Source organism: Ruegeria sp. Ofav3-42, assembly GCF_022347725.1.
GTDB lineage: Bacteria > Pseudomonadota > Alphaproteobacteria > Rhodobacterales > Rhodobacteraceae > Ruegeria.
The window spans coordinates 394,256-407,023 of sequence record NZ_JAKRGB010000001.1 but is presented as its reverse complement, the minus strand read 5'-3'; the positions used below and the strand labels follow the sequence as shown (position 1 = coordinate 407,023).

12 protein-coding genes are annotated in these 12,768 nt (G+C 57.9%); 5 read left to right on the top strand and 7 right to left on the bottom strand.

Translation table 11 applies throughout. The features are described 5' to 3' along the window. The first annotated feature begins 76 nt into the window (after positions 1 to 76). The gene (locus MHN28_RS02015; protein WP_239335404.1) at positions 77 to 1,048 is read left to right on the top strand and encodes a DUF808 domain-containing protein; all 972 of its coding nucleotides are present in this window, start codon (positions 77 to 79) and stop codon (positions 1,046 to 1,048) included. 70 nt (positions 1,049 to 1,118) lie between these two features. Beyond that, positions 1,119 to 1,919 (top strand): thioesterase family protein, encoded by an 801-nt coding sequence (locus MHN28_RS02010; RefSeq protein WP_239335402.1) that lies wholly within the window; start codon positions 1,119 to 1,121, stop codon positions 1,917 to 1,919. Between the two features lie 75 nt (positions 1,920 to 1,994). Here the strand turns inward: MHN28_RS02010 and tkt are convergent, their stop codons facing one another. Beyond that, on the bottom strand, positions 1,995 to 4,016 hold the full coding sequence (gene tkt, locus MHN28_RS02005) for a transketolase (protein ID WP_239335400.1): 2,022 nt from the start codon (positions 4,014 to 4,016) through the stop codon (positions 1,995 to 1,997). A gap of 234 nt (positions 4,017 to 4,250) precedes the next feature. On the opposite strand from tkt, the gene MHN28_RS02000 reads away from it, so the two are divergent. Genes MHN28_RS02000 through MHN28_RS01990 form a run of 3 tightly spaced genes read left to right on the top strand, consistent with a single transcriptional unit; the run spans position 4,251 to position 5,790 of the window. Then, entirely contained in the window at positions 4,251 to 5,048 is a 798-nt protein-coding gene (locus MHN28_RS02000; protein ID WP_239335398.1) for a hypothetical protein, read from the top strand. Further along, positions 5,048 to 5,443, top strand: coding sequence for a cell division protein ZapA (locus tag MHN28_RS01995; RefSeq protein ID WP_239335396.1), 396 nt, complete (start codon positions 5,048 to 5,050; stop codon positions 5,441 to 5,443). The genes MHN28_RS02000 and MHN28_RS01995 overlap by 1 nt, the downstream gene beginning before the upstream one ends. Beyond that, positions 5,440 to 5,790 (top strand): MliC family protein, encoded by a 351-nt coding sequence (locus tag MHN28_RS01990; RefSeq protein WP_239335394.1) that lies wholly within the window; start codon positions 5,440 to 5,442, stop codon positions 5,788 to 5,790. The genes MHN28_RS01995 and MHN28_RS01990 overlap by 4 nt, the downstream gene beginning before the upstream one ends. Here MHN28_RS01990 and grxD read toward each other — a convergent pair whose 3' ends face one another. From grxD to MHN28_RS01960, 6 genes are all read right to left on the bottom strand, one after another. After that, on the bottom strand, positions 5,791 to 6,153 hold the full coding sequence (grxD, locus tag MHN28_RS01985) for a Grx4 family monothiol glutaredoxin (RefSeq protein ID WP_239335392.1): 363 nt from the start codon (positions 6,151 to 6,153) through the stop codon (positions 5,791 to 5,793). Further along, on the bottom strand, positions 6,140 to 6,430 hold the full coding sequence (locus MHN28_RS01980) for a hypothetical protein (RefSeq protein ID WP_239335390.1): 291 nt from the start codon (positions 6,428 to 6,430) through the stop codon (positions 6,140 to 6,142). The genes grxD and MHN28_RS01980 overlap by 14 nt, the downstream gene beginning before the upstream one ends. A 183-nt stretch (positions 6,431 to 6,613) precedes the next feature. Next, the gene (locus MHN28_RS01975) at positions 6,614 to 6,850 is read right to left on the bottom strand and encodes a BolA/IbaG family iron-sulfur metabolism protein (protein ID WP_170324811.1); all 237 of its coding nucleotides are present in this window, start codon (positions 6,848 to 6,850) and stop codon (positions 6,614 to 6,616) included. Positions 6,851 to 6,986: 136 nt separating this feature from the next. Then, positions 6,987 to 9,146, bottom strand: coding sequence for a phosphoribosylformylglycinamidine synthase subunit PurL (gene purL / locus MHN28_RS01970; protein WP_239335388.1), 2,160 nt, complete (start codon positions 9,144 to 9,146; stop codon positions 6,987 to 6,989). An 87-nt stretch (positions 9,147 to 9,233) separates the two neighbouring features. Next, positions 9,234 to 10,355: a hypothetical protein gene (locus tag MHN28_RS01965; protein ID WP_239335386.1), complete on the bottom strand. Its 1,122-nt coding sequence runs from the start codon at positions 10,353 to 10,355 to the stop codon at positions 9,234 to 9,236. A 69-nt stretch (positions 10,356 to 10,424) separates the two neighbouring features. Further along, entirely contained in the window at positions 10,425 to 12,689 is a 2,265-nt protein-coding gene (locus MHN28_RS01960) for a mechanosensitive ion channel family protein (RefSeq protein WP_239335384.1), read from the bottom strand. Positions 12,690 to 12,768 lie beyond the last annotated feature (79 nt).

The window sequence follows — 12,768 nt, the reverse complement described above, 5'->3', positions numbered from 1 at the left end:
CGATTGCGCTAACGCTTGCGCTAGCTCAGAGATCGGGTAGGGTCCTGTTGCGGCAGGTGAAAAGAAAGGAAGCACCATGAGCGGTCTATTGGCCCTATTGGATGACGTTGCGGGCATTGCAAAGGTTGCGGCGTCTTCCGTGGATGATGTGGTCGCAGCTGCGGGCAAAGCGGGGGCAAAGACCGCAGGCGTGATCATCGACGATGCGGCTGTGACCCCGAAATACGTTCAGGGATTCGCGCCTGCACGGGAACTTCCGATCATCTGGCGCATCGCGCGCGGGTCCATTTTCAACAAGATTATCCTGTTGCTTCCGGTTGCCCTGCTGCTGGCGAACTTCGCGCCATGGCTGATAACGCCACTATTGATGATAGGCGGATCTTACCTGTGTTTTGAGGGCGCCGAAAAGATTTTTCATGTCCTTTTCCCGCATGGCAGCCATGCCATCGAGGAAGATATGGCGATACGCGATCCCGGTCATCTGGAAGAGCAAAAGGTCAAGGGCGCGATCAAGACCGACTTTATCCTGTCCGCTGAAATCATGACAATCGCACTGGCTGCGATCGAAGCGCCAAACCTGTGGATGCAAGCCGCGACCCTTGCGGTTGTCGGGATAGGGGTGACGGTTGCGGTTTACGGATCGGTGGCCCTGATCGTGAAAATGGATGATGTCGGGTTGTACCTGGCCCAGAACGCGCCGACGCCGGTTGGACGAGGGCTGGGTCGAGGACTTGTCAAGGCGATGCCGGGCGTAATGAAGACCCTGTCAATCGTTGGGACCGCTGCGATGCTTTGGGTCGGAGGATCGATCATCATCCACGGGATGGAGGTGCTGGGATTCGGCTGGCTGGGCCATCACATTCATGACTGGGCCTATGCCATTGGCCATTCAGTGTCAGAACAATGGACCGGAGTCGTTGAATGGGTGTCCAAGGCCACAATGGACGGCGTGTTTGGGTTGGCCTGGGGGATGGTGCTGATTCCGTTGGCGACAAAGGTTATTTCTCCGCTGATTAAGTCTGTATCGGGCAAAGCAACTGACCACTGACGTCAGGTCACGGATGTTCCGTGCGCGCCTGTTTTCTATGGTCGGCGTGACCAGAAGGAATATGAAAGCCATGTCCGAACTTACGCTGTCCCAGACGCTTGATTCAATTGACCGTGTCGATGGCGACCTGAATTATCCATTGCCGCCAAACTGGATGCAGGGTCGGACGGGCTTTGGCGGGTTTACCGCCGCGCTTTTGCTGCACGCGGCCCGCGCGCAGCAGCCAGATTTGCCGCCGCTGCGGTCCGCCATGATCAACTTTACGGCCCCGGTGACCGAGGGCCCAAGTGTCAGTGCTGAGGTTCTAAGGCGGGGCCGCAATGTCACAACGCTATTGTCACGCGCGCGGGTGGGGGGAACTACAGGGGCCGTCGGGACGTTTACCTTTGGTGCGCCGCAGCAGAGCAAAATTGCGGTTGAATGCCCTGCGAAAACCGCGCCAGCGCCGGAAGATACGCCAAGCTACCTGCCGCAGGGTCTGACCAAAGCACCGATCCCGTTTCTTGATAACTTTGAACTGCAGTTGATCGAAGGTCAGCTGCCCTTCGCCGGTTCGGACAAGGGCTACAACCGTGTCTGGGCTCGGCATCGGGATCCAAAGATGTGGAACAGGCTTGAGGGCTTAATCGCTCTGGCCGATGTATTGCCGCCTATGGTTTTCCCTCTGTTGAAGGCGCCGACAATCAATTCATCGATGAACTGGATGATAAATCTGCTGTCCGAGTCCGTTCAGACCCGTGACGGATGGTGGTTGATGGAAAACCAGCTGACAGCGGGCCGCGATGGCTACAGCTCGCAGGTGATGCGTATCTGGAACACGGACGGTGAACTTGTGATCGACGGAATGCAATCGGTGATCATTTTCGGCTGAAACCGCTGCATCCGACGAAAAAGCCCCGGTTAGGACCGGGGCTTTTGTTATTGATGTCGTGTGTGATTTGCGGGTTTAGCCCAGCAGGTCCTTAACTTTGGCAACGGTCGCTTCGGCGGTGATGCCGAAGTGCTTGTACAGCTCTCCTGCCGGAGCAGACGCACCAAAGCTGGACATACCGATGAAGCCTGCTTTTGCCTCACGACCGCGTTCGCCCAGCAGCCAGCGGTCCCAACCTCCGGCGCGGACGGCGGCCTCGATGCCGACACGCACGGCACCAGCAGGCAGAACACGCTTGCGATAGGCTTCGTCCTGTTCTGCGAACAGCTCCATACAAGGCATGGAGACAACACGGGTGCCGATGCCTTCGGCTTCGAGCATCGCCTTGGCTTCCATCGCCAGCGAAACCTCAGAGCCGGTGGCGATCAGGATGGCCTGACGCTTGCTTTCAGCTTCGGCCAGAACGTAGGCGCCTTGGGCCGTCAGGTTTTTGGTTTTGTGCTGAGTCCGAACGGTCGGAACACCCTGACGGGTCAGCGACAGAACCGAGGGGCTGTCCTTGAAGGTCAGCGCCAGTTCCCAGGCCTCGGCCGTCTCAACGGAATCTGCGGGGCGGAACACATAGGTGTTCGGCGTCGCGCGCGAGATCGCCAGATGTTCCACCGGCTGGTGGGTCGGACCGTCTTCGCCCAGACCGATCGAGTCGTGGGTCATCACGAACACGCTGGGAACCTTCATCAGCGCGGCCAGACGCATGGACGGGCGGGCGTAGTCTGTAAAGGCCATGAACGTACCGCCGTAAGGGCGGATACCGCCATGCAATGCCATGCCGTTCATCGCGGCGGCCATACCATGTTCACGGATTCCGTAATGGATATAACGGCCCTTGCGGTTTTCCGGCAGGAACACGCCCATATCAGCCGATTTGGTGTTGTTCGATCCGGTCAGGTCCGCCGAACCGCCCACGGTTTCGGTCATGATCGGGTTCACGACGTTCAGAACCTTCTCGGACGACGCCCGCGTAGCAAGCTTGGGTTGATCTTCCGAAATCTGCTTTTTGAACGCGCGGATCGCACCGGCCAGCTTTTTTGGGGCTTCGAATGCGTAAGCGCGGTTGAACTCGGCCTGCTTGCGCTCGGACAGCTGTGCGAAACGCTCATCCCACGCGGCACGTTCGGCGGCACCACGGGTACCGATGGCCTCCCATGCGGATTTGATGTTGGCAGGGATTTCGAACGCATCATGAGGCCAGCCATAACCTTCTTTCGCGGCTTTCAGTTGATCCTGATCGGTCAGCGCGCCGTGACCCTTGGAGGTATCCTGTGCGGCGTGACCAAGCGCGATGTGGCTGTCGCAGGCGATCATGGTCGGTTTGTTCGACGCTTTCGCCTGTACGATTGCTGCGTCGATGGCTTTGGGGTCATGGCCATCGATTTCGATCACATGCCAGCCCGAAGCCGCAAAACGGCGCACTTGGTCGGTGCGATCAGAAATGTCTACGGTGCCGTCGATGGTGATTTTGTTGTTGTCCCAGAAGACGATCAGCTTGCTCAGCTCATGGCGGCCGGCCAGAGTGATGGCCTCCTGGCTGACGCCTTCCATCAGGCAACCGTCGCCCGCGATCACATAGGTATAGTGATCCACGACCTTTTTGCCGTAATGCGCGCGTTGGATTTCCTCGGCCATGGCAAAGCCCACAGCGTTCGAGATGCCCTGGCCCAGCGGGCCGGTTGTGGTCTCGATCCCGTTGACCAGGAAGTTTTCGGGATGGCCGGCAGTCTTCGCACCCAACTGACGGAAGTTCTTGATCTCTTCCAGTGTCACATCCGCATGTCCAGTCAGATACAACAGCGAGTAGACGAGCATCGAGCCGTGGCCGGCAGACAGGATAAAGCGGTCGCGGTCGGGCCAGTTCGGGGCCGAAGCGTCGAATTTCAGGTGCTTTTCGAACAGTACGGTCGCGACATCGGCCATGCCCATCGGCATGCCGGAATGGCCGGAATTGGCGGCCGCAACGGCGTCAAGGGTAAGGGTGCGGATAGCCGCAGCTTTGTCCCAGTGTTCAGGATTGGCATTGCGCAGCGCAGTCAGGTCCACGGGCGTTGTTCCTTTGGATTACAGGCAGATGAGGCGCTCAATACCATCCGCCCCCCAAAGTGCAAGCAGAACCGGGGGTTGCGTTGCGTTTGTGGTTCAAGAATGCTTTCCAAGTGGTTGAAAGCAAACAGTGGGTATTTTCCGTCCCATTCGGTTAGACTAGGCCAAGACGTGGGCTGTGTTGATTCGGACGGCCCGCGAAAAAGTGAACCTTGGTAAAGAGGTGGCAGGGGCATGAGCCAGATCGAAGAATTACAGCGCCGTATCGTTGCCGCGATGGAGAGGATCGGAACCGGAGTCGACGCCTTGGGCGACACGGCACCCGCTGGTGGCGGTGAAGACACCGCACTTCGCGCGGCTCTGGATGATGAGCGTGTTGCCAACGCACAGCTCGAAGAACGGTTGATATCTCTTAAGGAACGGCACGAGCAAGAGGTCGACGCGATGCGCGCCGACATGGAAAGCCTCAAAACAGCGCCTGTAGAAGACCCGGAAAACGGGGCGTTGCGGCAGCAATTGTCCGAGGCTACCGCGAAACTTGCGGCCGTCGAAGCAGCCAGGTCAGAGTTGGCCGAGGCCAAAGCCGCCTTGGAAAACCAGGGCGAACTTGCTGTTTTAAAATCGGAAAACGAAGAACTAAAAGCTGTCGCAAGCAAGGCGCAGGCGCTTGAGACTGAGAATGCGCAATTGCGCTCGGAACTGGCCGACAGCGAACGTGTGGCCGATCTGAATGCCGAGCTTGAGATGTTGCGCGCCGAACGCGCCAGCCATGGTGCCGCGATGTCGCGGTTGGACGATGACCTGCAACGTATGCGCAAGGCAAACGAGCAGCTGCGCAAATCTGTCGACGAATTGCGAGCCGCCAGCGAAAACGGCTTGCCGGATGCCGAGCTGTTGAACCGCGCCACGGTGGCCGAGCTTGAGGCGACGAAGGCCGCGCAGGCGACGGATGCCGCCGAAGCTCAGGCCGTGCTGGCCCGTCTGGAGCCGTTGCTGTCGAAGGCAAAGCTGGCTGAGGGAGAGGTAGAGTAATGCCCGAATTGACCATTAATATCGGTGGGCGCGGCTTTGATGTCTCGTGCCAGGAAGGCGAAGAGCAGTTTCTGACAACTGCCGCGAAGATGCTGGATGATGAGGCGCAGGTCTTGTCTGATCAGATAGGCCGGATGCCGGAATCGCGGATGTTGTTGATGGCAGGGCTTATGCTGGCCGACAAAACCGCCGCAACAGATGACAGGCTCAAGGTGGCCGAAGCCAAGCTGGCAGAGGTTGAGGCAGAGCTGCAAAGCCTGCGCAACAGGCCGGAACCAGAACCCGAGCGGATTGAAGTTGCCGTTGTCCCACCGTCCGTGACCGATACGTTGGCCGAACTGGCCGCACGTGCCGAGGCGTTGGCGACGGTGATCGAGGAGAAATCTACAAAATGAATGCGTTGAAAACGGGCGCCATTGCCGGACTGATCACTCTGCAGGGCGGCTTGGCGTGGGCCGAAATGGACATCCTGCCGGTCACATTCACTTGCGAAAATGGCGTTCCTTTGCAGGTTGCGTATTTCAACGCCCCTGACGGGTCCGGTGCAGCGGCCATGATGGTGGACAACCAGCTGGTTGCCCTGCAACAGGTGCCAAGCGGGTCCGGCATCCGTTATGAATCCCAAGGGACCGCCGGGTCTTACATCTTACGTTCCAAAGGATGGGACGCCACGGTCAGCTTTCTGGCGACCGGAGGGGCCGCCAGTGAGCAGGTTGTTCTGGAAAACTGTACCAGTCGCTGATCAGGCGTTTGCTTCGCGGATCTTGTCAGCGGCTTCTTTGCTGTACTCAACGCCGTTTTCGTCAAACAACGTGTCCAACTCACCCGACAGGGTCATCTCGGTGATGATGTCACAACCACCGACGAACTCACCCTTTACGTAAAGCTGCGGCACTGTCGGCCAATCGGAGTAGTCCTTGATGCCCTGGCGGACTTCTTCGTCAGCGAGAACATTCACGTCGGCATAGTTTACACCCATATAGTTCAACACACCGGCGACGCGGGACGAGAACCCACATTGCGGCATCTCTTTGGTGCCTTTCATATACAGCACCACATCGTTGGCTTTGACGGTTTCGTCGATCTGAGTTTTAACGTCGCTCATCTTGCTTGTCCTCTTCACCCGCATCCGCGGTGGTCGTTTCCTTCTGTGACGGGGTGGAGGTCCATCCGTCTTCCTCCAGCCGCCTGTGTTCGGCTTGCGCCAGGGCCAGCGGATCCAGCCCGTATCTTTCTATGCCACCAACCTTGCTTATTTTGTCCGGGTCCGGACGCATGTCGGCAAGGATACGTTTTCTGTTCCGTTTCACATAGGCTTCGATCAGAGCAGCGGCAACTATCAATGTTGCGATTACACCTATCCAGAATAGTAAACCGCTCATTTTGGGTCACTCAACCTCGGCGTCGTTCGTATTCGCGCCGCCTCATTTTCGTTGTGATGCGCCAAAACCCGGGGCCGAATTTTAGCAGCTTTGGCAAATCACAAAACAAGGTGGCTATGAAGTTTCCAATATCAAAGATCAGAAAGATTAGACGCAGCAGAACCCATCCGATCGGCTCATCCACTACTCCGGAGCTTTCGTCGTCAAGGCCAGCGCGTGCAGATCACCATCCGGGCCGTCCATCTTGCCCTTCAACGCGGCGTAGACAGCGCGCTGTTGCTGGACCCGGTTTTTCCCCCGAAAGCTCTCGTCCACGACCATGGCGGACATATGTACGCCGTCATGCCCGCCGACCTGAATTTCCGCATCCGGAAAGGCTTCGCGCAGCAGGTGTTCGATTTCGTGGGCGCTCATCGGCATGTAGGTAACTCCTGAAGGTCTTTATCAAGATGTAGAGCGCCCGGGCTGGGCGCGCAAGGGTGTGATCGCAGCCCAGAAACGACAAAACCTGCGCCGTAACAGGCACAGGTCTCGTGTTTGAGAGCTACCTCAATGCTTAGGCGACGGCCTCAGCAAAGCTGGTGCGGAATGTGGCTGCCAGATCCTCAAGCGAGGCTTCGGAGCTTCCGACCCGAACACTGTCGCCGGTGAAGCGGCCGACTGAAACAAGGGGAACGCCAGCCTGACCGGCAGCGATCATCAGGGCCTCGGCCTGATCAAAATTACAGGCGACCAGATAGCGGGCCTGATCCTCGCCGAACAGGAACTCTGTCGAGGCTTCATCGAGGTGAACACCGACGCCTGCGGATTCCGCCAGTTCGAACGCTGCCAGCGCAAGGCCACCATCACCCAAATCGGTGCAGGCCTTGATCATCTCACGGTTGGCAAGGATGAAGTCGCCATTGCGTTTTTCGGCGTCCAGATCCACATGCGGTGCATCACCGTCTTCGCGGTTGAACACCTCTGCCAGAAGGGCAGACTGGCCCAGATGCCCATTGGTCTCGCCGATTACCAATGCAACGTGGCCTTCGCGGACCTCATTGCCGATGATTTCGTCTGTGTGCGTCAGCAGACCAACGGCACCAATGGTCGGTGTGGGCAGTATCGCCTGACCGTCGGTCTCGTTGTACAGCGACACGTTGCCCGACACGATCGGCATATCCAGTGCGGCGACAGCCTCGCCAATGCCCTGAATTGCGCCGACAAACTGACCCATGATCTCAGGCTTTTCAGGGTTCCCGAAGTTCAGGTTGTCGGTGGTAGCCAGCGGCTTGGCGCCGACGGCGGTCAGGTTGCGATAAGCCTCGGCCACTGCCTGCTTACCGCCCTCAACAGGGTTTGCGCGGACATAGCGCGGTGTCACGTCGCTGGTGAAGGCCAGCGCCTTGTCGGTGCCGTGCACGCGCACCATACCGGCGCCAAGACCGGGTGTGCGGGCGGTGTCGGCCATGACCATGGTGTCATATTGCTCATAGACCCACTGCTTGCCTGCATAGTTGGGCGAGGCGAGTAGGGCGCGCAGGCCGTCAATCGGGTCGATCTGCGGGACCTCGGCCAGTTCTTCGGCCTCGGGCGTCGCGACCCATGGGCGGTCGTATTCGGGGGCGGTCGACGACAGTTTCGACAGAACCAGATCCGCTTTGACCTCGCCATTGTGGACGATCAGGAACCGGTCCTCGGCAATAGTTTCGCCGACGATGGCGAAATCCAGATCCCATTTCTCGAACACAGCGCGGGCTTCGGCCTCAAGCTCAGGCTTGAGAACCATGAGCATGCGTTCCTGAGATTCGGACAGCATCATCTCGTAGGCGGTCATGTCCTCTTCGCGTTGCGGAACATTCTCCAGGTCCAGACGCACGCCCAGACCGCCTTTGTCGCCCATCTCAACGGCGGAACAGGTCAGGCCAGCCGCGCCCATATCCTGGATCGAGATTACAGCGCCGGTCTGCATCAACTCCAGCGTGGCTTCCATAAGGCGCTTCTCGGTGAAGGGGTCGCCAACCTGAACGGTGGGTCGTTTTTCTTCGATGGTGTCATCGAACTCGGCCGAAGCCATGGTCGCGCCACCAACACCGTCACGACCGGTTTTCGCGCCCAAGTAGACGACGGGCATGCCGACACCCGAGGCTGCAGAATAGAAAATCTTGTCGCTGTCGGCCAAACCTGCGGCGAATGCGTTTACAAGGCAGTTGCCGTTATAGGCTGGGTGGAACCGTACCTCGCCGCCGACGCAAGGCACACCGAAACAGTTGCCGTAGCCGCCGATGCCTTCGACCACACCGTTGACCAATTGCCGGGTCTTGTGGTGGCCAGGTTCACCGAAGGACAGCGCGTTCATGGAAGCGATAGGACGCGCACCCATGGTGAAAACGTCGCGTAGGATGCCGCCGACGCCGGTCGCCGCGCCCTGATAGGGTTCGATGTATGACGGGTGGTTGTGGCTTTCCATTTTGAAAACCACGGCCTGACCATCTCCGATATCAACAACACCGGCGTTCTCGCCTGGTCCGCAGATGACCTGAGGGCCGGAAGTGGGTAGAGTGCGCAGCCATTTCTTAGAAGACTTGTAGGAACAGTGCTCGTTCCACATGGCCGAGAAGATGCCGAGTTCAGTGAATGTCGGCTCGCGCCCGATGATCTCGAGGATCATATCGTATTCGTCGGGCTTAAGCCCGTGTGCGGCAATCAGATCCGGTGTGATGGCGGGCTCTTGCATCGTCTGTCCTTGTCCAGGGTGGCCGAGATTGCGGGCCTTTTACGGCAAGGTCGCGCCGGTGGGAAGGGTCAAGAGGGCGCAGGGAGATCAGAACCTCTGACCGACGTAAATATACAAGTTGTTTTCCTGTTCGTCGTTGCGGCTGACATCGACCGAGAAATCCAGCGGGAACTTCTTCGACACCCGATAGCGCGCACCGAGGCCATAGGCGGAGTGAGTACCCTCATCACCAAGGTCGCCAAAGCTTGATCCGACCAGACCGGTGCCCGCAAAGGCTACCATGCCGATACGTTTCGTCAGACGCTGGCGGGCTTCGATCTGGAGCGACGTGGAATAGAAATCAAGGAATTGGGTCGCCGAGAATCCCCGGAACGCGTCCACCGTGCCCAGACCGCACTGTTCGAAGAACGGAGTTCCGGATGACGATCCGCAGACGGATAGCCGCGCCGCTACGACCGTTTTTTCTGTTGGGTTCAGATAATGCGTGTAATTCGAGTACGCCTTTGAATAATCGTCAAGCAATCCCTTCAGAGAATAGCCATTAAACGCTTCGATATGCAGGTCGAACCCTGTGGTCGGGTAGATCGTATCGTCGCGCGTGTCCCAATCGGCCACAAGGCCGACATTGCCGTATGTTGTTTCGAGAAACTGATCGAATGGCGGAGGAATGGGCGGAAGGCCGGGAAACTCTGGCGAGATCATCGTGTCGAAGTAGCGAAGCGATAGTCCAAAGGACAGGTCAGGTGTTACGCCATAGGACACGCTTAACCTTGCAAGGTCGCCGTCCTGTTGGATTGGCAGAACGCCGACGTCTGTAAACAGGTCGTACCGGACGTCTGCCCGGGCGTACAGGCTTTTGATAATCCACTTGTTGCCACCGAAGGCAAGGTTGATGGACGCGCCGCCGGCGGTGCTTCCGTTGTCCGATTTCAACCCGGCAATCCCAATGACCGAAGGATCGGATTCTGGGTCAATCGTGAACAGGTAACCGGCCCCCAGAATGAGACCGGATCCGATGGTGGGATTCGAAAAGGGAATTGGGGCCACAATGACAGAGCCGCTCCGGAACCCGATATTGTTGTCGTCGGTTGTCCCGCCTAGGCCACCTGTCTGCACATCGACGACACCGCTTGGCTCTTGTGCATCAGCGTTGCACGGGTAAAGCCCAAGCGACGCCAAAAGGGCTGTCCGGATTGCCGGGCGAAGCATATCGGCCTCTTCAATGGTCACTCCAAAACCGAAGCGAGCGACCCGATTGGGGCCGCTCGCTTAAGGAAGTTACTTCTTTACTTCCTGTTGTTGCTGCGCTTGCTGCGCAACGGCATCTCCTGCCGCTGCACCTATTGCAGCTTTCTGTTCTTCACTCACGTGCTCTGCATCATCCAGCCCGGGGATGGCGACACGTACTTCGCGGCGGGCAAAGTCGATGCCGTTTTCCTTGAAGGCGGCCTTGACGCGGTTGAAGATTTCCTTGCGCAGTGTGAACTGCTTGCCCGGCTTGGCCATGAACTTGCCGCGGATGATCATGCCGACATCGTCGAAGTCGAACACACCCTGAGATTTGAAGGGCTGCAGGAAGCCGTCTTTGTGGGTTTCGTCGGCCATCATCTCGGCACCAATCTTCTTGAAGATCTTCTTCACCTTGTTGGGATCGGTGTCGAAAGGCACGGTGAACTTCAGCTTCATGATGACCCAGTCGCGGCTGTAGTTGGTCAGTTTCTGGATTTCACCATAAGGAATGGTGTGAACCGGACCCCGGTGGTGACGCAGCTGCATGGAGCGGATCGAGATTTTCTCGACCGTGCCGGTGGTGCCGCCGACATCCACGTATTCGCCAACGCGGAACGCGTCGTCGATCAGGAAGAAAATACCGCCAACGATATCCGAGACCAGCTTCTGAGCACCAAAACCGATGGCCAGACCAAGAATACCGGCACCAGCCAGCAGCGGCGTGATGTCGAGGCCCAGTGCGCCCAAACCCAAAAGGATAAAGATGACGGCAATCGCGACCTGAGCTGTGACGCGCAACAGTGGCAAGACTGTCGCCAGACGAGATCCGCCAGACCCGCCGCCTTCTCCGGCTTCTTCATCCGGGCTTTGCTCGGCAGCTGTCTGTTCTTTCGCCAGACGACGGTTGATCCAGAGCGACACGACCTCGTTCAGGATATAGCCGACTGCGATGATGATGAAGAACTGGATAAGCTGACTGCCGGATTCTTCACGGCCGCCGGCAATTTCCCTCAGATCAAGGTCCCAGGCTCTGGCAACCATCAGGATGACCAGAATACCCGCCAAAACCCTGCCAATGCGGATATAGCTGCGTTTGGTCGATTTGTACGCTTGCTCAGCCACGGGGCCTTCGCCAAGCATCGGCGGCTGCAGATGGCGAACCAATCCGCGTATCAGTGTGTCCAGCGCAGGCGCGATCAGCAGCCAGAACATGGTTTTGAAATGAGCGCCCTGAACCAGCATGTGCAAGTAAATCGGGTTGCGTTGCGCAACAAGGAATTCGACCAGCAACCAGGTAACCGCCGATACGCCGATGGCGAAATAGGGATAATAGTGGGCGATTTCTTCGTCGAATTTGGTGTGATCGGGGTCTGTGCCCAGCATCATCTGCGAAAGTCCCTCACGGGCTTTCCAGGCGATTACGCCAATATAGATGTGGGTCGCTGCGTTCAGCCAGAAGCCGATGCGCGTTTCGCCGGGGGTAATTCCGTTCAGCTCGTTGAAATGAATAATGAACAGCGTGAAGCCGATCAGGATCAGAAGACCGATCAGATTTCGGTGCAGGTATTTCGCCCAATGATCGTCAATATTCACCAACCGATAGTGAGGTTTGTTCGGAGCCAGAACGAACCGCGATGCGGCTGCGCCCAATCGAGGAATCCAGATCAGATAGAAAACGAAGGGCGCAGCATAGATGAGCTGTTCTGGCGTCAGAAGACCGCGTCCGAGCGCCCGGATGACGACGTAAAACACGACCAACCCAGCGATTTCGCGACAGAAGCGGCGGAACAGGTACCTGACCGCGCCCCACAGATCATTTTCGTCCGCGGCCTCAACCCCGCTAAGCCAATTGCGCGTGAGGAATCCGAACAGTTTTTCTGCGATGAAACCCGCAACCAGAACACTCAGGATCAAACCCAGGAGCGTAAGCGCGCCGACTGAGCCAAATGTGCCGACAAAGTTATCGACCGCTTTGACCTGTGCTGTGAAAAGGTTCGGTACGGTGACCGCGACGTGGGTCCACGACGCCACCATTTCAGCCCAAATTTCGTTGAGTTCCGTGATCGGATCCTCACGATCCGCTGCCTCGGCGGCGTGTTTTTCCGCGACGGCATCTAAACGCTCCAGCAGGATTGCACGGACCTGGTCGTCGGACATGCGCGCGACCAGATCATCGACTTGCTCGGGAGTCAGATCCTCGGGAATACTGACAGGGGCAGGCGCACTGCTGGTGCTGGTTACCTGCGCAAGCACGGGCCCTGATAGCAGAACAGCGGAAATCAACGCCAAAAAAAGGCGAATGGGGTGAAACATCGAATCTGTCCTCGACCTTTAGTCTTGATCATTTTTTCGCGATCATAGGCTTAAGTGTCGGATTTTCCCAGATGTTTCG